Here is a 24280-nt window from a genome sequence, read left to right as displayed (position 1 = left end):
CGGCGGGGGGCGTGGCGCTCATGCCAGGCGTGACGCCGGGGACAGGTACCCTGTCACGCAAAGGACGCGTGACAGAGGAGCCAGTTCCCGGCGTCACGCTGGTGCGGATGAGGGTGACCGTACCCTCGTCCAGCTCGGGCTCGAGGGCCATGGCGTCAAAGATGCGCTCCGCGCCCGCAAGAGCCATGAGCAGGAAGTTGCCAAGCTGGGTGACCTGGTTGAACGGCATGGCGGCCTGGCGAACGAACACGAGGTAGCTGGCAAGGCTGCCCATATCCGTGAGGCCCTGTGCCGCCAGAAGCGAGCCCGCCACCGCCACAATCGCGTAGTTGGTGTAGGTCATGCTCACCGTGATGGGAACCATCGTGGCCGCATAGGCCTGGACGGTGGTGCCGGTCTGGCGGAGCTCCTCGTTGCGCTCGCGGAACTCCCGCAGGTTCTCGCCCTCGCGCCTGAAGACCTTGATGACCTTCTGGCCCGCCACCATCTCCTGGATGTACCCGTCGAGCGCGCCCAGCGAGGACTGCATCCTGCCAAAGAACTTTGAGCTCCTCCTCGCGGAGAAGCGGATGTAGCCGATGATGATGACGTCGCAGGCAACAGTGATGAGCGTGAGGCGCCAGTCAAGCACGAAGAGGAGCACGAGCGTGCCCACGGCCTGGATGGCCGCCTGGATCACGTTGGCAAAGCTGTTGTTGAGGGCCTCGGAAATCGTGTCGACGTCGTTGGTGAAGTAGCTCATGACGTCGCCGGGGCGCGTGCGGTCGAAGAACGAGAGCGAAAGGCCCTGGAGGTGCTCGAAGAGGTCGCGCCGGATGTCGAAGACCACGCGCTGGGCGGCGCGCACCATCGTCTGCGTGTACCCGAGCGCCGAGAGGGCGCCCACGGCATAGATGCAGGCCGTGACGACGACGCCCGCGGTGAACCCGTCAACGTCGAGGGTCGTGAGGGCGTTGACGACCGGCTTGATCATGAAGGTGCCCACGAGCTGGGCCACGGCGCTCACGCTTGCGAGCACGCCCACAACGAGCATCTGGCGCCGGGCATGGCCCATGTAGGAGAGCAGTTTGTGCAGCGTGTGCCCCAGATTCGTGGGCCTGCGGCGCCCCATCATCTTGGCGGGCATCAGGCCTCGCCTCCTTCCACGCTCTGGGTTCGATACAGCTCCTGGTAGATTGGGTCCCTGGCAAGCAGCTGGACATGAGTGCCAACCGCATGGACATGGCCCTCGTCCAAAATCACGATCTGGTCCGCATCCATCACGGAAGCGACGCGCTGCGCGATGACGATCTTGGTCATTCCGCCAAGCGCCGCGAGGCCCGCGCGGATCTTGGCGTCCGTTGCCATGTCAACGGCGCTGGTGGAGTCGTCGAACACCAGGACCTTGGGGTGCTTCACGAGAGCACGCGCGATGCAAAGACGCTGCTTCTGGCCGCCGGAGACGTTCACACCTCCCTGGCCGAGGTCTCCGTCGAGCCCACCCGTGCGGTCGAGGAACTCGTCGGCACAGGCTATGCGGCAGGCCTCGAGCAGCTCGGCGTCAGTGGCGCCCTCGTTGCCCCAGCGCAGGTTGTCGCGCACGGTGCCCGAGAACAGCACGTTCTTCTGCAACACGATGCCCACGGCGTCGCGCAGGGCCGCCACGTCGTAGGCGCGCACGTCGTGCCCACCCACGAGCACCGAACCCGCCGTGGCGTCATAGAGCCGCGGCAGGAGCTGCACGAGCGAGCTCTTACCCGAGCCCGTGCCTCCCAGGATGCCCACCGTGGAACCCGCCGGAAACGCCAGCGTCACGCCCTCGAGCACGTTTGCCTCGGCATCGCTGCGATACTTGAAGGAGACATCCCTGAACTCGACCGAACCATCGGGAACCGCCACGATCCCCCGCTCCGGGCTCTCGATGGCGGGCACCTCGCGCAGCACCTCGCCGACGCGCTGGATGCTCGTGAGGGCGCGCGTCATGAGCAAAAACACACTCGAGATCATCATGAGGGAGTTCGTGATCTGCAGCACGTAGCTCATGAAGCCGGTGAGCTCGCCCACCTTGAGCGTGCCGGCGAGGATCATCTGGCCGCCAATCAGCAAGATGAGCACGTCTGCGGTGTACATGATGGCCTGGAACAGCGGCGTGTTGAGCACCGCGAACCGGAACGTCTTCGTGGCCGTGTTGGCAAGCGTCCCGTTCACGACGCCAAAGCGCTCCTCGACCCACTCGCCGCGCACGAACGCCTTGACGGCGCGAATGGCCGTGAGGCACTCCTGCACGACGTCGTTGAGCTGGTCCATCGCCCCCTGCAGCACGCGGTAGAGCGGCGCCACGCGCCTGACGATGAGCACGAGCGCACAGGCCAGCACCGGCAGGAGCACGAAGAACACGCAGGCGAGCTCGGCGCTGAGGGCGCATGCGAGCGCGAGGCCCATCACGAGCATCACGGGGCCGCGCATCATCGGGCGAAAGCCGGTGGTGATCGCGTTCTGGATGACGGTGACGTCGGTGGTCATGCGCGTGACGAGGCTCGACGTGTCGAAGTGATCGAGGTTCTCGAACGCATACGACTGGATGGCCTCGTACTCCGCGTCGCGCAGGTTGGCGCCCAGGCCCATGGCCGCGCGGGACGAGAAGCGGGCGAAGGCCATGCCAAACACCATGGCGGCGACGCCGCAGGCGAGCATCTTGGCGCCGCTCGCCCACACCACCGAAAGGTCGCCGTCGACGATGCCGCGGTCGATGAGGCCGGCCGTGAAGTACGGGATGAGCAGCTCGAGGGTTCCCTCCACCCAGATGCAAACCGCGGCGAGGGCAAAGTCACGCCGATGGGGGCCGAGGTAGTGCAGCAGCATCTTGATGTCAGACATGGCGGGCCTCCTCGCCCAGATTCGTTAGGATGCGGTCCAGATAGGAGCCGAACTGCTCGCGCTCCCGCGCCGAGAAGCCCGTGAGCATGGCCCGCTCGATCTCGGCGCACCTGCGGTCCCAGACCCGAATCGTCTCGTGCCCCGCCTGCGTGAGGGTCACCGTGTTAGCCCGCCGGTTGTTGGGCTGCGCCCGCACGGCAACGTAGCCGCTCCGCTTGAGCCCCACGAGCATGCGGCTCACGGCCGCCGGATCGATCTGGAAGAACTCCGCAATCTGGTTTTGCGTGGCCTCCCCGTGCGCCGCCACGAACGAGAGGATGCGGGGCTGGCCGCTGCCAAGCCCCAGCCTTACCGCCGTTGGACGCACGCAGGCCCGCTGCAGGTGGAAGGCCCGCGAGACCTTCTGGTGGAAGTCGAACAGCGAGCTTCCCTCCGGCAGGTCGTCTGAGCTGCCCTCCGTCAGGCAATCTAATCCGTCCCCTGGCAGACCATCCGACGTCTTGTCCTCTTGCATTGCCACTCCATTAGTTGATGTGTCAATTGTTGACATGTCAATAGTAGTGCGCATGATGGCCGCGTCAACGGAAAATGGAACTTGGCGACACTCGGCCCGCGGAGTCACCCGCCTCGACCTCATATGTTGCCAAGTCGCTATCATATTGCGGGAATGGACGAAGCAGCGCGACGGCAGAGTCCCGGCGGTCAGCCGTCCGCTGCCCACGAACGCGTCACCGATGCCGGCACACCCCATAGAAAGCAGGCGCACCATGCCAACCACCAGCGCACCCAGACCCATGCGGCGCTTCAAGCGCGAGGTAAGCGAGCCGAAGGAGCTCCGCTCGATCGTCGACCGGGCGCGCGTCCTGCGCGTGGCCTTTGCCGACAGCGAGGGGCTCGCCGTCTATCCCATGAACTACGGCTACGAGTGGCACGGCGCCACCTGCACGTTCTGGCTGCACTCGGCAGGAGAGGGTCGCAAGGCGGAGGCCTGGGCGACCGGCGCGGACGTGGCCGTTGAGCTGGACGTGGAGGGTGGTGTCACCACCGGCGACTACGCCTGCGCCTACTCCTATGCCTACGAGAGCGTCATGGCATGGGGCTGCGTCTCCCCCGTCACGTCCGTGGAGGAGAAGGCCCACGGGCTCGAGCGCATCATGGCCCACATGGCGCCCGAGGCTCCCGTCACCTTCTCCGACGAGGCCGTTGCCCGGGTGGCCATATGGCGCATCGACGTCAGCCGCCTCACGGGCAAGCGCAGGGAGGCCAAGGGCGCCAGCGAGCAAAACAAGCTGTCGTCCAAGGAAAAGACGACAAAGAAGAAAAAGAAGGAAGCCATGCCCACGCTGTTGGGGAAAATCGAGGCCAAGCTCAAGGGAGACCCCGACAAGGACGAACTCAAGCGCAGGCAGAAGGCAGACCGCAAGGCCCGCGAGAAGGCCATCGACGAGGTCCTCAAGGGGCAGCGCTGCGACGGATGCGGCCACACGTGCAAGCTCATGGCGCCGCGCTGCGGCAAGGGGAAGAAGCAACGGGACAAGCGCCTTGCCAAGGCGGGACTTCGCTAGGCGCCGCACCAAAGGGCAGAGATACGCGTGACGCGCCAACGCCATGTCAAAAGGCGGGGGCTCGCGCAGCCGCCAGCACCGCGATGACGGGCAGAAGCTAGCGAAGCCGCCAGCGCTGGGGCCAGGGTTACGCGAGCAGCCGCCAACGACAAGGCGCCGGCGCGTCACGCCAGCTCCAAATAGGGTCCGGTCAAACTGCTACCATTTCAATAGCAATTGTCGCACCGTAGATTAACGCGCCCCACGTGGGTGCCTACCCAAGCGAAATCGGAGCCACATGGACATCACCAAGCGAGACGGCCGCACCGAGGCCTACGACGCCCACAAGATCACCTCGGCAATCGAGCGCGCCTTTGCCGAGGTAGCCGAGGAGACGGGCTCCGAGGAGGCATCGCCCGAGGTTCTCGCGGCACTTCTCGAGGACATCGAAGCGACCATGGCCGAGCGCGGCGTGTCCAGCGTGGAGGACATCCAGGACATCGTCGAGCGCGTCCTCATGAGCCAGGGCTTCTTCGACGTGGCCAAGAGCTACATCCTCTACCGCCACCGCAGAAGCGAGCTCAGGCTCGTGCGCGAGGCCCTGTGCGCCACGGTGGGAAACGACGAGCTCGACCCCACGCTCGCCCGCATCGAGCGGGACTTTCCCGAACCCGAGTACGCCCTCTCCACGCTGCTGGCCAAGGCCCGTGGCTTCGTAAAGCCCGGCATGGCCGCCGAAGAGCGCCTCGACGCGCTCACGAAGGCAGCTGTGGAGCTCACGAGCCAGGAGGCCCCGCGCTGGGAGATGGTGGCGGCACGCCTGCTCTCCTTCTCCTTCCACCGCAGGCTTGCCGCAACCGAGGCAGAGCGCGGCATCTCGAGCTTCTACGAGAAGCTCCGCTACCTCACGGAGCAGGGTCTCTACGGCGAGTTCATCCTCGCCCACTACTCCCGCGCCGAGATTGATGAGGCAGCGGGCTTCATGGCGCCCGAACGCGACGACCTGTTCACCTACGCGGGCCTGGATTTGCTTGTCAAGCGCTACGTCATCTGCTCGCACACCCACGAGCCACTCGAGAGCCCTCAGGAGATGTTCTTGGGCATCGCGCTCCACCTCGCCATGAACGAGGGTGCCGCAGAGGGCGACCCGGCAGCGGCACGCGCCACGCGCCTTGGCTGGGTGCGCCGCTTCTACGACATGCTGTCCCGGCTCGAGGCCACCATGGCCACGCCCACGCTGGCCAACGCCCGCAAGCCCTTCCACCAGCTCTCGAGCTGCTTCATCGACACCGTGCCCGACAGCCTGGATGGCATCTACAGAAGCGTCGACAACTTCGCCAAGGTCTCCAAGTACGGCGGCGGCATGGGTATGTACCTGGGCAAGGTTCGCGCCAAGGGCGGATCGATTCGCGGGTTCGAGGGCGCAGCCGGCGGCGTGATTCGCTGGATTCGCGTCATCAACGACACGGCGGTGGCGGTGGACCAGCTGGGCGTGCGCCAGGGCGCGGTGGCCGTCTACCTCGACGCCTGGCATCGCGACCTGCCGGAGTTCCTGCAGCTGCGCACCAACAACGGCGACGACCGCATGAAGGCGCACGACGTCTTCCCCGCCGTCTGCTATCCGGACCTGTTCTGGCGCCTCGCGGAGGAGAACATCGACGCGACGTGGCACCTCATGTGCCCGCACGACATCCTCACCGTGAGGGGCTACGCACTCGAGGACTTCTTTGGCGAGGAGTGGGAGCGCCGCTACCGGGAGTGCGTGGCAGACCCGCGCATCCCCAAGCGCACCATGAGCGTGAAGGACATCGTGCGCCTCATCATCAAGAGCGCCGTGGAGACGGGCACGCCGTTCGCCTTCATGCGCGACACCGTGAACCGCGCCAACCCCAACCCGCAGGCGGGCTTGATTTACTGCTCGAACCTCTGCACCGAAATCGCCCAGAACATGAGCGAGATCAAGGGCGTGACGACCGAGGTTAAGACCGAGGACGGCGACACCGTGGTGCTCACCAAGACCCGCCCCGGCGACTTCGTGGTCTGCAACCTCGCGAGCCTCTCGCTGGGACATTTGCCCGTGGAGGACGACGCCAAGATGGGCGAGGTTGTCGAGACGGTCGTACGCGCACTCGACAACGTCATCGACCTCAACTTCTACGCCCTCCCCTACGCAAAGATCACGAACCGGCGCTACCGCAGCATCGGCCTGGGCGTCTCGGGCTACCACCACATGCTGGCCAAGCGCGGCATCCCCTGGGAGAGCGAGCAGCACCTGGCCTTTGCCGACGAGGTGTTCGAGCGCATCAACCGCCACGCCATTGCGGCAAGCGCCAAGCTCGCCGCCGAGCGCGGCAGCTACGCGCTGTTCGAGGGATCCGACTGGCAGACGGGCACCTACTTCGAGAAGCGCGGCTACACGGGCGACGCCTGGGAGCCGGTGCGTGAGGCCGCTGGCTGCGGCATGCGCAACGCCTACCTGCTGGCGGTTGCCCCCACGAGCTCAACCTCGATACTTTCGGGCACCACGGCCGGCCTCGACCCGGTGATGCGCCGGTTCTTCCTCGAGGAAAAGAAGGGCGCGATGCTGCCGCGCGTGGCCCCCGAGCTCTCGATGCAGACCTACTGGTACTACAAGCCGGCCCACCTCATCGACCAGACTTGGAGCATGCGGGCCGCGGGCGTCCGCCAGCGCCACATCGACCAGGCGCAGAGCGTGAACCTCTACATCACCAACGAGTTCACGATGCGCCAGGTGCTCAACCTCTACCTCGAGGCGTGGCGCGACGGCGTGAAGACCATCTACTACGTTCGCAGCAAGTCGCTCGAAGTGGAGGAGTGCGAGAGCTGCTCGAGCTAGCGACCGCGGGGCGCATCGCCGGCACGCAGCAGCTAGGCCACGTTCGCGGGGTCGAGCGTGAGAGTGTTCGTCGCGGCGTCATAGTCGAACAGCTCGGCGTAGCGGCCCCAGGATACGGCGGTGTCGAACTCGCGACGCGCGTCATCCGCGGAGCGGTCGCCCTCGAGCAGGTCGAGCACGAGGTCAGCATCGAGCGGCCTGCCGCCGTTGGTCTTGAGGGCGCGGTCGATGGAGCGCACGAGGGGAATCTTCGAGCGCGTCATCTTGGCAAAGAGACCCTTGCGCCCCTGCATGTCGGCCGCGGCCCAACGCTCGCCCATCGTCGTGAGTGTGACATGGCCGCGCGCGGTGGTGATCATGCCGAGCTTCTTGGCCGCATCCACAAGCGGAAACAGGTCGTCCACCTCGTAGGAGAGGAGGTCAGCGAGGTCTGCCAGGTCGATGCCGTCGCGGTTGTCACCCGCCACGTCGATGAAGCCGGCGAGGTCGCCCGGGGTCGCCGCCGGCAGGATGTCGCGCAGCGTCACGGGCGTGCCAGACGGCGCGGGCGCAGAAGGCTCCGTCGGCGCCGGCGCGGCACCCGCGGCAGCGCCGGCGGTCGCGGCGGCATATGGACGCGGCGCCGCGGCCTGGCCGGTGAGCGCGGAGTAGAGCTCGTCCACGATGGCCTCGAACTCGGGCGTGTGCTTGTCGTCGCGCGGACGCGGCAGGTCGATGGTGCGCTCGTGGATGATGTGGCCGGGATGAGAGCCAAGCACGATCACGCGGTCGGCCATCTGCACGGCCTCCTCGATGTTGTGCGTCACGATGAGGGCGGAGCGCACGGAGCGCTTGGCCGCGCCCTCCCCGTCCTTGCCAATCGTGAGCAGGTCAACGACCTCGCTGCGGAGGTTCTCGGCCGTCAGCACGTCAAGCGCCGAGAAGGGCTCGTCCATGAAGAGCATGTCGGGCTTGAGCACGAGGGCGCGCGCGATGCCCACGCGCTGGCGCATGCCGCCGCTGAGCTCCTTGGGGTAGGCGTTCTCGAAGCCGTCGAGGCCGATGACGTCGATGGCGTCGATCGCCGCCTTGACGCGCTCCTCGCGGGAGACGCCGCGAGCCTCGAGGCCCAGCTCCACGTTCTGCTGCACCGTGAGCCACGGGAGCAGCGCAAACGTCTGGAACACGAAGCCCACGCCGGGATTGGGGCCGGTGAGCTGCTTGTCGCGGTACTCCACGGTGCCCGAGGTGGCCGGCACGAGGCCCGCCAGCACGCGAAGGAAGGTGGACTTGCCAGCACCCGAACGGCCGAGCAGCGCCACGATCTCGCCATCGTGCAGCTCGAAGCTCATGTCGTGCAGCACCGTGAGCCTCTTGCCCCTCTCGCCCTCGTAGGACTTCTCGACGCGCGTTGCGCGCAGCAGAACTTCGCTGTTGTTCCGAATGGTCATAGTGCGACCTCCATCTCTGTCGAATGAGAGTGTTCTAGTTGAGGGAGAAGCGATGCTCGGCCACGCGCTCGATGCGGCGCCAGAACAGGCGGTTGACCGCCACCACGAAGAAGCTCATGACGGCCACGCCGATGATGGTGCGAGACATGTCGCCCGCCGCCGTGGCGGCCGCGATGTAGGAGCCGAGGCCCGTCGCCGTAAGCGTGGTGCCACCGTAGGTGACCACCTCGGAGACGATGGAGGCGTTCCACGCGCCACCCGCGGCCGTGATGCCGCCCGTGCACCAGGCACCGAGCACCGCGGGCAGGTAGATCTTCGCCCAGCACAGGCGCGCCGGCATGCGGAGGCTCCGCGCCAGCTCGCGCATGTCGTCGGGGATGGCCAGGGCGCCGGCGATGACATTGAACAGGATGTACCACTGCGTTCCGAGCGCCATGAGGAGCGTGGAGCCGATGCCGAGGCCGATGTGCGCGAACGTAAAGAACATGACCACGAACGGAAACGTGAAGTTGGCCGGGAAGCTCGCAAGCACCTGGATGACGGGATGCACGAACCTCGCCAGACGCTCGTTCATGCCAATGAGCACGCCCACGGGCACCCAGATGACAGAGCACACGACGGTAAGCACCACCACGCGCGCGAAGGTGATGAGGCCGAGCACGAGGGCATGGCCAATCTCGCCGAATCCCGCGCCCTCGGCGACGGCAATGCCCATCTGCACCACACCGAACGCCACGATGGCGGCGACGATGACGCCCCACGCCGCGTCGCCGGCGCGACGGCGCGAGCCCGTGGCCTCAAACACGGCGCCCGTGACCCCAAGCACGCGCATCGCGCGGTCGAGCACGTCGCCCACCGGCGTCAGGACGCGGCCGAGCACCTCGGAGATGTGCGACCGACGCAGGAGCGTGAGCACAGCGCTCCTCTTCTCCTCCACCGAGCCGCTCTGCGTGATGCGGAACTTCTCGGCCCAGGCCGTGAGGGGCTTCCAGAGCAGGAAGTCGATGGCAAGCACCACGATGGCCATGACGACGATGGCGGCGCCGATTTTGCCCAGCTCCTGGTGCTCGGCGGCAACGGACACGAACGAGCCGATGCCGGGGAGGGCGTACGTCGCGGAATTGACCGAAATCACCTCGGAGGCGGTGAGGAAGAACCAACCGCCGCCCACGCTCATGATGCAGTTCCACAGCAGAGGGATCATCGAGCAGGGCACGTCGAGCTTCCAGAAGCGCTGCCAGCGGGTGAGGCGCATCGAGCGCGCCATCTCCTGGAGCTCCTTGGGCTCGGAGCGCAGGGACTGGTAGAACGAGAACGTCATGTTCCACGCCTGGCTCGTGAAGATGGCAAAGACCGAGGCGGCCTCGACGCCGAGGATGGAATTGGGGAAGAGCACGAGCCAGATGGTGACGGTGGCAGAGAGAAAGCCGAGGATGGGCACGGACTGGAGGATGTCGAGCAGGGGAATCAGCACCGCGCGCAGGCGCCGATTCCGCGCGGCGGCCAGTCCGTAGACGAACGTGAACACGAGCGAGAAGAAGAGCGCCACGAACATGCGGAAGACGGAACGCAGCGCATAGTAGGGCAGGTCGGAGAGGTTGGTGGAGACCGTCGAGGGAATGCCCTCGACACCCGTGCGGGCGGTGATATCCGGCAGCAGGAACGAGATGACGCCAAGCAGCGCGACGATGCCGGCGATGACGATGACGTCGGAGGCGGCGCGTGCGACCCAGCTGGACTTGCGCCCTGCGTCGCGGCTGGAAGCAGCAGAGAGGATGGTGAACATGGGATGGCCTTCCCGCGACGACGCTCGGGCGAGCGCATCGCTCTTGTCCGAAGCCACGCGCATGCAAACACAAGCGAAAGCAGCCCATATGGCCATCACGCCTATGCGCATGAGCATACGGACCCCGCCCCTCGCACATGCGAAGTGGCCGAAGGTGGCCCCACGGGGCCCGGCAAGTTGTTGGGGAGAGAGCGCCTACATCTGGCAGAGGCAAGCGCCCTGCTCGTCAACGAATATGTGACTGTGACTGTCGTCCATGTACGCTCGCCTCCTCCGTTGTGAGTGCAGCCGCGCCGCACGTGCGGCCACGACAAAGGCTGCGGCAGGCATCGCCGCGACAAAGACCGATGCACGGCGGTCGGATGCGCAGCCGCCATCCGTTGGCCTACGCGGGCCGAAGCCCGAAGCCGCCGGCAATCCTAAGCGGAAGCCCGCCCGCTGTCAATCACAAGTTCTCGTTTTCTCCAAAACGAGCGGCGCCTGAAATACCCTCCCGGCGCCGCCAGCGATGAAGAGCTACAGAGGAGATGCCTGCGCACTCACTCGATCAAGAAAGCGCTTGCGACGCGCGTCATCATCCTTCCCCATGCCCACGCGATCGAGCACGAGCTTCTTCCCACACCTGAGGCTCGTGAGTCATACAGTTAGTTACCTGCAATTTATTGTTTCTGGAATCAATTTGTCTACCAGAGGTGGTTTGCCTCGGACGAGTCGGTTGCCCTCGAAGAAGGTCTCTCACATGGCCTGCGAACTCATGATGCTTGGCTTTTCGGGCATAGAGCAGCGGAGGAAGTCCGAGTTTAGCGAGCCAACGGAGTCGCAGCGCTGAGCGAAAGCATGGGAAAGGTCACGGCAGCAGGGGCAGGGCATCGACGCAAGACGGCAAAACTGTCGTAGCGGGCACACATTTCTGTCCGCCCATTGTGGTCTACTAGGTGCGCATAAAGCCACGGCACGCGCCTGCCAGACGGGACACGTGCCCCTGCCCAAACCACCACGGCTGCAGCGGGCGCACTTCACACAAGGCCACGCCCGCGCACAAGCCGCGCATTCGAGAGGAAGCCATGTCCGACCACGAGATGCCCAAGCTCACCAAGAAGGCCCTGTTCAACCCCAACGGCGACACCGACGTGCGTGCCCGCCGCATGATTGGCGGCAATACAACGAACCTCAACGACTTCAACAACATGAAGTACGCCTGGGTCAGCGACTGGTACCGCCAGGCCATGAACAACTTCTGGATCCCCGAGGAGATCAACCTTGCCCAGGACGTGAAGGACTACCCCAACCTGCCCGAGGCCGAGCGCATGGCCTACGACAAGATCCTCTCCTTCCTCGTGTTCCTGGACTCCCTGCAGACGGCCAACCTCCCCAACGTGGGCGAGTACATCACCGCCAACGAGGTGAACCTGTGCCTGCACATCCAGACCTTCCAGGAGTGCGTACACTCGCAGAGCTACTCCTACATGCTCGACACCATCTGCTCCCCCGAGAGGCGCAACGAGATCCTCTACCAGTGGAAGACCGACGAGCACCTGCTCGCGCGCAACGAGTTCATCGGCAACCTCTACAACGAGTTTCAGGAAAAGAAGGACGCCCCCACCCTGCTGCGCGTCATGATGGCCAACTTCGTCCTGGAGGGCGTGTACTTCTACTCGGGCTTCATGTTCTTCTACAACCTCGCGCGCAACGGCCGCATGCCTGGCAGTGCCCAGGAGATCCGCTACATCAACCGCGACGAGAACACGCACCTGTGGCTCTTCCGCAACATGATTCTCGAGCTGCAGAAGGAGGAGCCCGAGCTCTTTGGGCCCGAGGCCGTGGCCGAGCTCAAGGCCATGCTCGAGGAGGGCGTGCGCCAGGAGATCGCCTGGGGCCACTACGTGGTGGGCGACGACATCCAGGGCCTCACCAGGCAGATGATCACGGACTACATCAAGTACCTGGGCAACCTCCGCTGGAGCTCGCTGGGCTTCGGCACGCTCTTTGAGGGCTACGACGAGGAGCCCGCCGACATGCAGTGGGTTTCTCAGTACAGCAACGCCAACATGGTGAAGACGGACTTCTTCGAGGCCAAGAGCACCGCGTACGCCAAGTCGACGGCGCTGGTGGACGACCTGTAGGCGCTCGTGACCTTGCTCTGCCTGACGGGGCCTTGCCATAACCCTGCGGTCGGGGCCACTTTGCTTCGCGCCTGGTTACTCCTCCGCCTTTTCCACCTGACGGCACCTTTGGCTTCGGGTGTGATTGCGAGCGGGGGTTTATTGGGCGGTGAAGGTGCCGGTGGTGTAGTTGAGAGTGTAGCCGAGGGCGGTGTTGTAGACCTCGACGTGATCGTTGATGGCGCCGTCTGAGGTGAGGATGTCGACGAAGACGGAGCGGGGTATGAGCTCGTCGCCTGCATAGGCGGGCGTGGCGGCGTAGTAAACCGTGCCGTCTGGGTGGGCGGCAAGCCATGAGCGAGCGCGCTCCTCCTCGTAGGCCATGCCGCCCTGGCCGTCATTGGCGCCCACGTTCTGCGTTCGCGTGCCCGTGACGAGATTCTCGCGCGCTGCCTCACCGCCGAGGCTGTCCGCCAGCAGATGGCTCCGATTCCAGAGGTAGCCATGATAGGTCTTGCCTCCCGGCACCTCGATGTCCACCTTGCCGTTGTGACCCCAGCCGGCAGGGTTGTCATCCTTGTCGAGATGAGGCTCATGGTCCCGGGTCGCCTCATACATCCCGCAGGTGACAGTTGCCACCACGGAGTGTGTGCGGCCGAGCGCATCAAGCCCCTCGTAGCGCACCTCGCCCGGAGCTGGGGCATCGCCCACCACGGCCGGGCCGGCCAGGCGGTAGTACTCGGGATACGCATCCGAATCCCACGCCGTGGGCTCATAACTTTGTGACGCAGCGGCATCCGACGTCGCCACCGACACGGTCGCTCCACCGACACCCCGCCCACCCGCGAACGCCGGACCGCGCAGTCCAAGCTCCCCGTCGAGCAACCCCGCGGCAGCAGCAAGCAATAGGGCCGCAGTCGCAAGGCCCGTCTTCGTTCCACGCCTCATACGCCCCAACCTCCCATCATCCATTTCAGCATACGGCCCGTTGCGGACAACAATTCACACACAGCTATCCCTAATGATTGGACAGAATAAGCCGCTCGCCGATACATACTGCTCGTTTACCGACAAATTCTGTTAACACATTGCTTACAAACACAGCCTGTTTTGCCCTTGACTTCAATTCCCACCAGTTCGATAGTATTCGCCAACGAGCGCAGGGGGCGCTCGTGAGCGAACGGAACCCCCGTTCGCAACGACCAAGAGGATTTGCATCATGACTAAGGCCATCGTCGCGCTCATCGAGATTATTCGCGTTATTAGCTAGCACGGATGGCCATATCTGCTGTCCGTGCTAACCCACGGGCAGCCATCGCAGAGACCCGAGGCTGCCATCCAGGCGGTCGAGGGCCTTTTTGCTTTCACGCATCCCCATAACACCTTCGGTCGCTTGGATGGTTGCCTCTCAGGAATCTGCACATGAGTGCGAATCCACAACGAGAGGAGTGCCATGTCAGGCAACTCAGCAACCCTGGCCACACAGGCAGAAACCCAAAAGCGCGACTCGATCGGCGAGATCATCGCCGCCTCCATGGTTGGCACCGCCATCGAGTTCTATGACAACTACTGCTATTCCATTGCGGCGGCCTTCTTCTTCCCCAAGGTGTTCTTCGCCAACATCACCGACCCGTTCCTGGCCACGCTGCTGTCCTTCACCACGTTCGCCGTCTCGTTCCTGGCGCGTCCCTTCGGCTCGCTTCTGTTTGGTCACTTCGGCGACAAGATGGGCCGCAAGAAGACGCTGGTCGTCGCCCTCATGATGATGGGCATCTCCACCTTTGTGGTAGGCGTGCTGCCCGGCTATGACACGCTCGGCGCCGCGGCCGTCGTGCTGCTCTGCCTTTGCCGTGCCTGCCAGGGCCTCGGCCTCGCCGGCGAGTGGAGCGGCGCCGCGCTCGTGGCCACCGAGAACGCTCCGGCCAACAAGCGTGCCCTCTACGGCTCCTTCCCCAACCTGGGCGCGCCCATCGGCTTTTTCTGCGCCTATGGCGTGAACCTGCTGCTCGAGAGCAACCTCTCCAATGACACCATGCTTGCCTGGGGCTGGCGCGTGCCGTTTTTGCTCTCCGCAATCCTCGTGGTGGTTGGCCTCGTCGTTCGTGAGCGCATGAGCGAGACCCCGGTCTTCCAGAAGGCCCTCAAGGAGGACCGCGTGGTGAAGGCCCCGCTCAAGGAGCTCTGCAAGCACTGGAAGCAGGTCGTGCTGGGCACCTGCGCCATGGGCGTCACCTACACGCTGTTCTACATCCTCGGCACTTGGTCGCTGTCCTACGGCGAGAAGACGCTCGGCTACTCCCATGTCCAGTTCCTTGGCATGCAGATGGTCTCGATCTTCTTCTTTGCGGCGTTCATCGTCGTTGGCTGCCTGCAGGCCGACAAGCGCGGCCGTAAGAGCGTGCTGCTGTTCACCACGGTCCTGACCGCCGTCTTCAGCTTCTTCTCCCCGGCCCTGCTCGGCACCGCCCAGACCACGACCGTCCTCGGCGTCATGGTGTTCCTCTGCCTCGGCTTCGTGCTCATGGGTGGCCTCTTTGGCCCCTGCGGCGCCTACCTGCCCGAGCTCTTCCCGGCAAACGTGCGCTACTCCGGCGCCGGCCTGGCCTATAACCTCGCCTCGATCCTCGGCGGCGCCTTTGCCCCGACGATCGCCACGTACCTGGTCACCGAGTACGGCATCATGGCCCTCGGCTGGTACCTCGGCGGCATGAGCGTGCTGGCTCTCGTTGCCCTGCTGCTCATCAAGGAGTCCAAGGACATGGACTACGAGGCCTAGCATCCGGCCGCAATCTGGCCGTAGGTAGCTCGCAAAACGGAGGCATGCGCCTCAAGCACCAAGGAAACGGGGAGGGCCCCGAGCGAATCGATACGCTCGGGGCCCTCCCCTTTACGCTCAAGCCTGATGGCGCGACCCGTGCTATCCCTTGCGACGAAGCGAGCGAACCATGGCGGCCGCGCGGCAAAGATCATGCGCCAACCAAAGATCTCGGCCAGCCAGCCCACACGATGGACATGATAAGGCACGCGTCCAGCGCCCTGTTGAACCCCACCACCCCTTCGCGGCCCGTCAGCTTATCCACTTTTATCTCCCTACGTAGGCTCTCACGCAAAGGGCACGTGGCAAGGCGCCAGTCCCCGGCACATGAGCTCTAGTCTTCGCCGAACAGGGCCTTCTCCGGCGTGATGGGAAGCGTGCGCACGTAGTTGCCGGTGGCATGGGCCACGGCGCTCGCGATGGCGGGCGACGGCGTGTTGATGACCACCTCGCCGATGGACTTCGCGCCAAAGGGGCCCGTGGGCTCGTAGCTGGGGACAAACTCCACGCGGGGCTCGGGTACGTCGAGGCGGCTCGGCACCTTGTACTGCATGAAGCTTCGGCTGCGCATGTGCCCGGCGGGACTGTACTGCACGTCCTCGTAGAGGGCCATGCCCATGCCCTGCACCAGGCCTCCCTCCGCCTGCACGCGCGCAAGGTTCGCGTTGGCGACGGTGCCGCAGTCCACGCAGGCGGCGTAGTCCACGACGGTGACCTTGCCCGTGGCCTTGTCCACGTCCACCTCGGCGACGCCCGCCATGTAGGGCGGGGGCGAGACGGGCTGGGCGTTGGAGGCGTGCGCCATGAGACAGCCGGGCTGGATGCCCACGCCGATGGTGCGGTTGGCAAGCTCGCCCAGGCTCATCTCGAGATGCTCCCCGTCCGCACGGGTGACGGAGATGGTCTCGCCGTCGAACTCGACCTCCGCCGGACCCACCTTCCACCACGTGGCAGCCTGGGCACAGATCTTCTCGCGCAGCTCGCGGGCGGCCCGCACAGTGGCCTCGCCCGTGACGTAGGTGCCGCTCGAGGCGTAGGCGCCCGTGTCGAACGGCGAAGTGTCCGTGTCAACGCCGCGTACCACGATGCGGTCGGGCGAGCACTCGAGCACCTCGGCGGCAAACTGGGCGAGAACCGTGTCACAGCCCTGGCCCATGTCGGTACAGCCGATGTTAAGGACGTAGAAGCCATCCTCCTCGAGCTTGAGGTCGACCGACCCCACGTCCACGTTGGAGATGCCGGAGCCCTGCATGGTGATGGCCACGCCCAGGCCACGCACACGGTCGCCGAGGTCTTGGCGCAGCGGCTTGTCCGCCCAGCCGATCATCTCCATCGAGCGGCGCAGGCACTCGTCGAGCTTGCAGCTGCGGGCGGTCTCGCCGTAGTACTGGGCCATGACCTCGCCCTCGCGCACCATGTTCTTGAACCTGAGCTCACAAGGGTCCACGCCCAGCTCGTCGGCCAGCTCGTTGACGGCGCTCTCCACGGCAAAGCATCCCTGGGTGGCGCCATAGCCGCGGAAGGCACCCGCCGGCTCGGTGTTGGTGTAGACCACGTCGTAGGCAAAGCGGCTCGCGAGCGCGTGGTTGTAGAGCGGCAGCGTCTTGTGGCCGGAGAGGCCCACCGTGGTGGGCGCGTGGTAGCCGTAGGCACCGGCGTTGCTGAGCGTGTGGAGGTCGATGGCCACAATCTGGCCGTCGCGCCGGGCACCCAGGCGCACGTGCATGCGCATCTGGTGGCGTGAGTTGCCACAGGCGAAGGTCTCCTCGCGCGTGTAGGTGCAGATGCAGGGACGCCCGAGCTTCCAGGCCGCAAAGGCGGCGAAGGGCTCGTTGCAGCCACTCTGCTTGGCACCAAAGCCGCCGCCGATGCGGGGTTTCACCACGCGAACCTGGCTCTTGGGGATACCGAGGGCATTGGCCACCTGGCGGCGCACGTGGAAGGGCACCTGCGTGGACGCCACCACGCAGAGCCTCCCCCACTCGTCAGGGTAGGCGTAGCTCGTGAAGGGCTCCATCATGGCCTGCTGCGCGGCCTGGCTGGTGTAGGTGCGATCGATGATGACGTCTGCCTGGGCAAACGCGGCATCGAGGTCGCCCACCTCGGAGACTTCGTGAGCCACGAGGTTGCGTTTGAAGTCCTCGCCAATGGGGATGTAGGCGCGGATATCGTCCTCGTCGTGGATCACGACGGGATTGTCGAGCGCCTCAGCCACGTCAAGCACCGCGGGCAAGACCTCGTAGTCCACCTTGATGCGGCGCATGGCGGCGTCGCAGGCACGGGCGCTCTCGCCCACCACGATGGCCACCTCGTCGCCCTCGTAGCGAAGCGTGCGGTCGAGCAGCAGCGTGTCGTAGGGGCTGAGCTCACGGAAGCTCTGGCCGGCAAGCGTGAAGCGCTGCTGGGGCACGTCCTCGTAGGTGAAGACGGCCACGATGCCGGGCGCCTTGCGGGCGCGGCTCGCGTCGATGGAACGGATGCGGGCATGGGCGTGGGGCGAGCGCATCAGGCGCACGACGAGCGCGTCTGTGGGAGCGAGGTCTGCGGTATAGACGGGGCGCCCCTCAAGGACTGCCTGCGCATCCTTCTTCACGTGGGCGTGCGAGAGGGTCTTGAGCTCGCCCGCGCGGGGGTCTGGGGCAACAAAGCGCTGGGTGGGCACGTCGAGAATCGCGGAGGTCCCAAGCTCGGAGGCCATGGTCTGCTGGTTGCTCATCGGGTGGCCTCCTCGGCAAGGTAGCGGCGGATGGCACGCATCTGGCTCGCGTAGCCGGAGCAGCGGCAGAGGTTGCCAGAGAGATAGCGGCGAATGAGCTCGTCGTCCGCGTCTGGGTGGTCGCGGCGCAGCGCCAGCACGTTCATGACGAGGCCCGGGGAGCAGAAGCCGCACTGCTCGGCGCCCTCCTCGGCCATGCAGCGGGCAAAGGCGGCGGACTCGTCGCGCAGAGCCTCGAGCGTGGTGAAGCTGTGGCCGTGGGCGCGGCCCATCGGCACGGCGCAGGAGAGCACGGGCACGCCGTCCATCCACACTGTGCACAGGCCGCAGTTGGTGGTCTCGCAACCGCACTTCACGCTCTTGAGGCCGCGGGCACGCAGGAAGTCAAAGAGACGCAGGTCAGGGGCAACGTCCGCCTCGACCTTCGCGCCGTTGACCGTGAGCTTTACGAGCATCGGGCGTCATCTCCCTCCGCGTGTGCGGCAGCCGTGGTGCGCAAGCTGGCCGCCTCGGCCCTCGGCGCATCCCCCTCCGTGTGTGCACCTGCCGCCTCAAGCAGGGCGCGGCGCCCCAGCTCACGGGCGAGGTGGCGGCGATAGCGCTCGCTGCCGCGCATGTTCGTGCCCATCGGCAGCTGCGCGAGGCGCTCGCATGCGGCGCCAAGCTCCGCTTCGGTGAACTCGGCCGGCAGCGCCAAGGCGTCGAGCGCCACGAGCCGCGCCCGCGTGGGGCGCGCACCCACGGCCACGCGCCAGGAACCGTCCCAACGCGCCGCGCAGACATTGAGCACCGGGAAGTCCGTGGCACTGCGGCGCAGGCACTGGAAGCTTGCGCGATAGTCGCGGTCGCGCACGATGAGGCGCACGAGGATGTCGTGCATGTAGCCCGCCTCGGCAAACTCGGCGATGGGCATGCGGCCGGCGCCGGCGAGCTCCACCTCGCAGTCGAGCGGGAGCAGGGCCGTGAGGACGTCGGAGAAGCCGAAGCGGCCGTAGAGGCTGCCGCCCACGGTGGCGAGGTTGCGCATCTGCACGCCCACGATGTCGCGCGCCGCAGCTTCGAATACACCGCAGGTAGAGGCATTGAACGCCGTGTGCGTCTCGAGTGCGTGGAGGCTCACCATGGCACCGATGCTCCAGGCGTTTCCAGGCAATTTGCCAGGCGCGGCTCCGGCAGCCGCAGCGCCGGCAGCCTCGACGCCCACCGGATCGCCCGACTCGAAGTCGATGCGCTCGATGTGATCGAGCCCGCAGTCACTGATGTCGATAACCGTGGCGATGCGGCGGTCTTGCAGGCGCAGCCACACGCCTCCGCCGATGACACGGGTGGAGCGTCCCCTCTTGAGGAGGTCATATGCCTCCTGGACGCTCGCCGCCCGCACGTATTTGCCAAATTGCAGCACGTCGCTCCTTTGCCCTGACGCCTGGCGCGCGTGCGCCAGGAACCCGCGAGACGGGCCGTTCGTCGATGTCATTGGGGTACCGGGACATGCTACGGCAAATCGGCGTACGGCGCTTCGGCACGGGCAGTTCTCCATGAGGAGGCGCAGTTTTTTCTCGTATATAACGACTACGAAGCCGCCCGACCCAATCCCTCCACATAGAGGGCCCGCCGGCTAATGCCGACGGGCCCTGGGCTTGCCTGGCCTGCCGCGAGGGCGCGAGAACGCGCCCTCCCTCGAAAGGACCATGCGTATGCCGGGCGCCCCCGCCGAATCTTGTGGACGCCCGCACCGACAATGCCGCTAGGCGCGAACCTTGCGCACGGCCTCCATGGCGGCAGCCGCGCTCTCCTGAACCTTGGTGAAGTCACCGTCGGCGAACATGGCGGGCTTGACCATCCAGGTGCCGCCGCAGGCAATAATCGACGGGCTGGAGAGGTACTCCTCGACGTTCTCGGTGTTCACGCCGCCGGTGGGCATGAAGCGGTGGCCAACGAACGGGGCGCAGAGGGCCTTGATCGTGTTGAGGCCGCCGTACTGCGCGGCCGGGAAGAACTTGGTGACCTTAAGGCCGAGCTTGCGGGCGGCGGTGACCTCAGACGGCGTCACGGTGCCAGGAAGGACGGGCACGTTGAGCTCGATGCAGTGACGCACGACATCCTCGTCGAAGCCCGGGCTCACGATAAAGCTCGCGCCGGCGGCAACGGCCTCGTCAACCTGCTCGACGGTGAGGACGGTGCCGGCGCCCACGGCCATCTCGGGATGAGCCTCGTGCATGGCCTTGATGCACTCGGCGGCAACCGGGGTGCGGAAGGTGACCTCGGCGGAGTCCATGCCGGCAGAGTGCAGGGCACCGGCCATCGGCACGGCGTCCTCGACCTTCTCCAGCACGACGACCGGCACGATGCCGAGACCCTCAAGCTTCTTGTAGAAACCCTCGAACATTGCGTTCCCCTTCGTTGGAAAGCCAGACCGCCGCGGCAGGTGCCGAGCGGCGTGTTCTGATGTGAGCGGCCGCGCTCGCATACACGGACGAGCGCGGCCGCACCCGCGCCGGGCGCGGAAGCTCAGCCGCGCCTGTGCGGGAGCGGCCGGCGCGTCGCGCGTGCGGTGTGCGCGACGGCCAAGCTGCGGCGGGCCACCCTGCCGCAGCGGAAGAATCGGTGCTAGCGGGCCACGCGAGTGCCGCCGCCAGACTTGGCGACGCCCTCGATCTCGGCCTCGGTCACGAGGTTGGAGTCACCGCGAATGGTGAGCTTGAGGATGCTCGCCGCGATGGCGTAGTCGATGACATGCTGCGGCTCGTAGCCGTGGAGCAGGCCGTGGAGCAGGCCGGCGTTGAACGCATCACCGGCGGCAACTCCCTCGAGCACGTGCACGTCGTGCGCGGGGCTGAACCAGTGCTCGCCGCTCTCGGCGTCATAGAGCATGCCCATCCACTGCGAGCGCTCGACGCTCTGGATGTCACGGACCACGGAGGCAACCTTCTTGCAGCCGTAGCCAGCGCAGATTTGGCGCGCCATCTCCACGTAGTCCTCGCGCTCCTCGATGCCGTTGGAGAGCGAGCCGGAGACGCAGGTGACGCCGAGACCGGCGGGCGCGTCCTCGTCATTGGCGATCACGATGTCCACAAGCGGCAGCAGCCCGGTCATGACCTGCTGCGACTTCTCGGGGCTCCACATCTTGCCGCGGTAGTTGACGTCGCACACGGTGGTGATGCCGCGCTCGCGGGCGGCCGCGAGGGCCTCCTTGCAGGCAAGGGCCATCTCGTCGGAGATGGCGGGGGTCACGCCGGAGAAGTAGAAGATGCCCACGCCCTCGAGGATGCGACCCCACTCGAGATCGGAGTGACGGGCGAGGTTGATGGCGGAGTACTTGCGGTCATAGACGCAGCCATTGCCGCGCTGCGAGGCGCCGATCTCGAAGTAGTAGGTGCCAAGGCGGTCGCCGGAGCGCACGACGCGGGAGGTGTCGACGCCATACATGGCAAGCGAGCGCAGGGCGCAGTCGCCGATGCGGTTAGCCGGGACGATGGAGACGTACGCGGCGTTATCGCCCTGGTACGCGAGCGAGAGGGCCGTGTTGGCTTCGGCGCCGCCGTAACGCGCGTCGAAGCTCGTGGCCTGCTCGAGGCGGAGGTGGTCCGGCGGCGAGAGGCGCATCATGATCTCGCCAAAGGTGAGGACCTTCGTGCTGGCGTCCATACGCGTTCCTTTCTGTGGGGCCCGCGCGTCGCGTGGCCCGTCGTGGGGCCCGCGCGGCGCGTGACCCGTCGTGGCTCCGCGGAGCCCGTGGGCGCACGGGTTCCCGCACGCCTTTGACCTCCTTGAACCTGCGTTTGCAATAAGCTTACAAGCTCTACGAAATCGATTTCGTAGCCGGCTTGAAGTATACTGCATGAACGGCAGGCCAAGTCAATCTGTTTTCGTCAGACGGCCAATTGTGGAGGGCCCATGGCACGCATGCGCATACGCGACATCGCACGTGAGGCAAACGTGAGCCCGGCCACGGTCTCGCGCTATCTCAACGGGCGCTACGAGGCCATGGGCGCAGAGACGCGCGAACGCATCGCCGGCGTCATCGAGCGCACGGGCTACCGCCCGAGCAATGCCGCCCGCAGCCTCCGCACAGACCGCTCGCGCATGCTGGGCGTGGTCATCGCAGACATCCGCAACCCCTACTCCGGCGCCATGCTCGAGGAGCTGGACGCCCAGGCGGCGCGTCAGGGCTACTCGCTCATGACCGCGGCCAGCGGCAACAACCCCGCGCGCGAGGCGGCCGCCATCGAGCGCCTCGTGGATGCCGGTGTGGACGGCCTCGTGGTCAACACCTGCGACGAGGACCCGGCCCCCCTCGCCCGGGCTGCCAGGCGCGTACCCGTGGTGCTGCTCGACCGAGACACCTCCCCCTCGGGGCTTCCTCTTGTTACGTCCAATAACGCCCAGCTCACAGCCGCGCTCATCGACGAGCTTGAAGAAGCTGGGTGCACCCGGCTCCTCATGTTCACGGAAGCCGACGAGTCTAGCAGCGTGCGCCGCGCCCGAGCGGACGCCTTTCGCTCGGAGCTTGAGGCGCGCGGCATTCCCGGGGCGGTTGTGACGCTGCACGCGGACGCCGCGCAGGCGGCGAATGCCCTGCGCGGCGAGCTCGGGGTCTCCGGCGACGTCCATGCCGCGGGCGCCATGCAGGATTTCGCCAGCGACACCCATGCCGCCGACACTGCGCACGAGAGACACGGTTTTGCTGGCAACCTCCGCGAGCGAGGCGCCTGCAAGCCTGGCCTCATCGCCGTGAACGGCCTCGTGTTTCTGCGTCTCGTGGAGGCGCTTGACGCGCTTGGGCTTTCCGTGCCCGAGGACGCCGCCGTTGCCACCTTTGACGACTACGCCTGGAACCACGTGCTTTACGGCGGCGTCACCACGGCCGTACAGGACACGGCGGAAATCGCGCGCAGGGTTATCGAGCTTCTACTCGCCAAGGGCAGCCCCTCATCCAGCAGCACCGAGGACCAGGCAGCATGCAGGCCCCGGGGCAAGAAAGAGTGCGCACCCCAAAACCAGGCAGGGTATGCAATCCCCGCGGAATCCGGATACGCCCCCAAGAGCAGCTCGGATCGTGGGGCATTTAGCAGCGCCGCCGGGAGCAACGCGAGGTTCGAGGCACCCGGAAACGCCGCGGACGGCAGCACAAAGCACGAGATGACCGGCAGCGGTGGCAGCCGCCTGAAATACGAGGTGCCTGGCGGCGTAATCAGGCGGGCAAGCACGAGCCCTGTTGTCCCTTAATTCTTTTCTGTGCAAAAGGGTCTGGACTGTACGGGCGCCGGCGAAGCCTTGCTTCAAACCCCGGGATTTACAGCATTTATGTAAGCTATTTGTCTTGCCTGGGGTCGTATTGTCCCCTTCTTCGGGCTGCGACGCGCCATCGACCTCTGCATTCCAAGCCCTTTTTCACGAGAGCCAGCATCTCGACTGCAGGCGCGCCCCCGTCTTGCCCGTGTCGCCGCATCTGTCCACGAATGCCGGCAACCCAAGGCGGCTTCTGTCTGGAATAAGTAGTTGACGCGGCCTGAGCCACTCAAGCAAAAGGCTCGCGCCCCCCGTCTTGCCCGTGTCGCCGCATCTGTCCACGAATGCCGGCCGCATCTGTCCACGAATGCCGGCCGTTGCGTACTCAAGGCACGCAAGAGGCCGCCATGGCTCACAAACTCGGGCGATCGCGTGATTGCGGCACGTCGGAACCGCTCCGCGGGCGGCCAAATATGCGCCGCCATACCCTTCGCACCTCAGCCAAAAATGCAAAGGCCATAAATCCGCAGGTAGATTGGGCGCGAATAACGGCGGGGCTCAGATTGGGGTTTCCCGGCCGAGCTGTCCTTCGTCATCGGCAGGGCAATCGGCCGACTTTCTGGACAGACCGGGGTCACAGCGCGCCCCGCCTTCGCAACCGGCCACATTTGCGGACAAACCGACAGAACCGGCAACCCCAACCGCGCATTCGACCGGATTCGTGGACAGCTTGGAAGGACACATGGCCAAGGGGGCCTTCCAGAGAATGTGCTACCAGCAGATGCATCGCCGGAGAACGCGCGGGCCGAGAGCTCGCGACTGAGGATGCACGGGCGAGGGCTCGTGGGCGCTAGGCGCCTCGCAAGCGGGCGCCCCACGGGCGGCCGAACATCGCAATCGGGCGCGCAACGCAATCGGGCGCGCAACGCAGGCGGGCGCGCAACG

At 65.9% G+C, this 24280-nt stretch carries 16 protein-coding genes; 5 read left to right on the top strand and 11 right to left on the bottom strand.

Translation table 11 applies throughout. The features are described from left to right. From EFAMC2_RS08080 to EFAMC2_RS08070, 3 genes are all read right to left on the bottom strand, one after another. Window positions 1–1126, bottom strand: a 1126-nt coding sequence (locus tag EFAMC2_RS08080; protein ID WP_154028424.1) for an ABC transporter ATP-binding protein, incomplete at its 3' end; no start/stop codon positions are given. After that, complete coding sequence (locus EFAMC2_RS08075) at window positions 1126–2856, bottom strand: ABC transporter ATP-binding protein (protein WP_154028422.1); 1731 nt, start codon at window positions 2854–2856, stop codon at window positions 1126–1128. The genes EFAMC2_RS08080 and EFAMC2_RS08075, both read right to left, overlap by 1 nt. Then, on the bottom strand, window positions 2849–3370 hold the full coding sequence (locus EFAMC2_RS08070) for a MarR family winged helix-turn-helix transcriptional regulator (RefSeq protein WP_187325241.1): 522 nt from the start codon (window positions 3368–3370) through the stop codon (window positions 2849–2851). Before EFAMC2_RS08070 ends, EFAMC2_RS08075 begins: the two co-directional genes overlap by 8 nt. Window positions 3371–3650: 280 nt before the next feature. Between EFAMC2_RS08070 and EFAMC2_RS08065 the strand changes: the two genes are divergently transcribed. Together EFAMC2_RS08065 and EFAMC2_RS08060 are read left to right on the top strand one after the other, a co-directional pair. After that, window positions 3651–4421: a pyridoxamine 5'-phosphate oxidase family protein gene (locus EFAMC2_RS08065; protein WP_154028430.1), complete on the top strand. Its 771-nt coding sequence runs from the start codon at window positions 3651–3653 to the stop codon at window positions 4419–4421. Window positions 4422–4698: 277 nt separating this feature from the next. Beyond that, window positions 4699–7257, top strand: a complete 2559-nt coding sequence (locus tag EFAMC2_RS08060; RefSeq protein WP_154028418.1) for a ribonucleoside-diphosphate reductase subunit alpha — start codon at window positions 4699–4701, stop codon at window positions 7255–7257. A gap of 32 nt (window positions 7258–7289) precedes the next feature. On the opposite strand, the gene EFAMC2_RS08055 is transcribed toward EFAMC2_RS08060, so the two are convergent. Continuing rightward, window positions 7290–8687, bottom strand: coding sequence for a nitrate/sulfonate/bicarbonate ABC transporter ATP-binding protein (locus tag EFAMC2_RS08055; protein WP_154028416.1), 1398 nt, complete (start codon window positions 8685–8687; stop codon window positions 7290–7292). Window positions 8688–8721: 34 nt separating this feature from the next. Then, window positions 8722–10473: an ABC transporter permease gene (locus EFAMC2_RS08050; protein ID WP_154028414.1), complete on the bottom strand. Its 1752-nt coding sequence runs from the start codon at window positions 10471–10473 to the stop codon at window positions 8722–8724. 1079 nt (window positions 10474–11552) lie between these two features. Here EFAMC2_RS08050 and EFAMC2_RS08045 point away from each other — a divergent pair. Further along, entirely contained in the window at window positions 11553–12596 is a 1044-nt protein-coding gene (locus EFAMC2_RS08045; RefSeq protein WP_154028428.1) for a ribonucleotide-diphosphate reductase subunit beta, read from the top strand. A gap of 138 nt (window positions 12597–12734) precedes the next feature. On the opposite strand, the gene EFAMC2_RS08040 is transcribed toward EFAMC2_RS08045, so the two are convergent. Further along, window positions 12735–13391, bottom strand: a complete 657-nt coding sequence (locus tag EFAMC2_RS08040; RefSeq protein WP_187325240.1) for a DNA/RNA non-specific endonuclease — start codon at window positions 13389–13391, stop codon at window positions 12735–12737. Window positions 13392–14028: 637 nt separating this feature from the next. Between EFAMC2_RS08040 and EFAMC2_RS08035 the strand changes: the two genes are divergently transcribed. Further along, complete coding sequence (locus EFAMC2_RS08035) at window positions 14029–15351, top strand: MFS transporter (RefSeq protein ID WP_154028410.1); 1323 nt, start codon at window positions 14029–14031, stop codon at window positions 15349–15351. A gap of 373 nt (window positions 15352–15724) precedes the next feature. Here the strand turns inward: EFAMC2_RS08035 and EFAMC2_RS08030 are convergent, their stop codons facing one another. The 5 genes from EFAMC2_RS08030 to EFAMC2_RS08010 form a co-directional block, all read right to left on the bottom strand. After that, window positions 15725–18106, bottom strand: a complete 2382-nt coding sequence (locus EFAMC2_RS08030; protein ID WP_222838568.1) for a xanthine dehydrogenase family protein molybdopterin-binding subunit — start codon at window positions 18104–18106, stop codon at window positions 15725–15727. Next, window positions 18103–18561, bottom strand: coding sequence for a (2Fe-2S)-binding protein (locus EFAMC2_RS08025; protein ID WP_154028408.1), 459 nt, complete (start codon window positions 18559–18561; stop codon window positions 18103–18105). Before EFAMC2_RS08025 ends, EFAMC2_RS08030 begins: the two co-directional genes overlap by 4 nt. Then, entirely contained in the window at window positions 18552–19508 is a 957-nt protein-coding gene (locus tag EFAMC2_RS08020) for an FAD binding domain-containing protein (protein ID WP_187325239.1), read from the bottom strand. The genes EFAMC2_RS08025 and EFAMC2_RS08020 overlap by 10 nt, the downstream gene beginning before the upstream one ends. A gap of 342 nt (window positions 19509–19850) precedes the next feature. Beyond that, complete coding sequence (locus EFAMC2_RS08015) at window positions 19851–20492, bottom strand: bifunctional 4-hydroxy-2-oxoglutarate aldolase/2-dehydro-3-deoxy-phosphogluconate aldolase (RefSeq protein ID WP_154028404.1); 642 nt, start codon at window positions 20490–20492, stop codon at window positions 19851–19853. Window positions 20493–20713: 221 nt separating this feature from the next. Then, window positions 20714–21751 (bottom strand): sugar kinase, encoded by a 1038-nt coding sequence (locus tag EFAMC2_RS08010; protein WP_154028402.1) that lies wholly within the window; start codon window positions 21749–21751, stop codon window positions 20714–20716. Between the two features lie 249 nt (window positions 21752–22000). On the opposite strand from EFAMC2_RS08010, the gene EFAMC2_RS08005 reads away from it, so the two are divergent. After that, window positions 22001–23332, top strand: coding sequence for a LacI family DNA-binding transcriptional regulator (locus EFAMC2_RS08005; protein ID WP_154028399.1), 1332 nt, complete (start codon window positions 22001–22003; stop codon window positions 23330–23332). Window positions 23333–24280: the final 948 nt, after the last annotated feature.

Source organism: Olsenella uli (genome assembly GCF_901212655.1).
In the GTDB taxonomy this organism is placed as follows: domain Bacteria; phylum Actinomycetota; class Coriobacteriia; order Coriobacteriales; family Atopobiaceae; genus Parolsenella; species Parolsenella uli_A.
Note: the sequence above shows the minus strand (reverse complement) of the source record. Positions and strands in the feature narration are given on the sequence as shown.

Coding starts and splice junctions, on each gene's coding strand:
- EFAMC2_RS08045 (WP_154028428.1), top strand. CDS start 11,553: ATGCCCAAGCTCACCAAGAAGGCCCTGTTCAACCCCAACGGCGACACC.
- EFAMC2_RS08050 (WP_154028414.1), bottom strand. CDS start 10,473: ATGTTCACCATCCTCTCTGCTGCTTCCAGCCGCGACGCAGGGCGCAAG.
- EFAMC2_RS08010 (WP_154028402.1), bottom strand. CDS start 21,751: ATGGACGCCAGCACGAAGGTCCTCACCTTTGGCGAGATCATGATGCGC.
- EFAMC2_RS08005 (WP_154028399.1), top strand. CDS start 22,001: ATGGCACGCATGCGCATACGCGACATCGCACGTGAGGCAAACGTGAGC.
- EFAMC2_RS08065 (WP_154028430.1), top strand. CDS start 3,651: ATGCGGCGCTTCAAGCGCGAGGTAAGCGAGCCGAAGGAGCTCCGCTCG.
- EFAMC2_RS08060 (WP_154028418.1), top strand. CDS start 4,699: ATGGACATCACCAAGCGAGACGGCCGCACCGAGGCCTACGACGCCCAC.
- EFAMC2_RS08030 (WP_222838568.1), bottom strand. CDS start 18,106: ATGAGCAACCAGCAGACCATGGCCTCCGAGCTTGGGACCTCCGCGATT.
- EFAMC2_RS08025 (WP_154028408.1), bottom strand. CDS start 18,561: ATGCTCGTAAAGCTCACGGTCAACGGCGCGAAGGTCGAGGCGGACGTT.
- EFAMC2_RS08035 (WP_154028410.1), top strand. CDS start 14,029: ATGTCAGGCAACTCAGCAACCCTGGCCACACAGGCAGAAACCCAAAAG.
- EFAMC2_RS08055 (WP_154028416.1), bottom strand. CDS start 8,687: ATGACCATTCGGAACAACAGCGAAGTTCTGCTGCGCGCAACGCGCGTC.
- EFAMC2_RS08070 (WP_187325241.1), bottom strand. CDS start 3,370: ATGCAAGAGGACAAGACGTCGGATGGTCTGCCAGGGGACGGATTAGAT.
- EFAMC2_RS08015 (WP_154028404.1), bottom strand. CDS start 20,492: ATGTTCGAGGGTTTCTACAAGAAGCTTGAGGGTCTCGGCATCGTGCCG.
- EFAMC2_RS08075 (WP_154028422.1), bottom strand. CDS start 2,856: ATGTCTGACATCAAGATGCTGCTGCACTACCTCGGCCCCCATCGGCGT.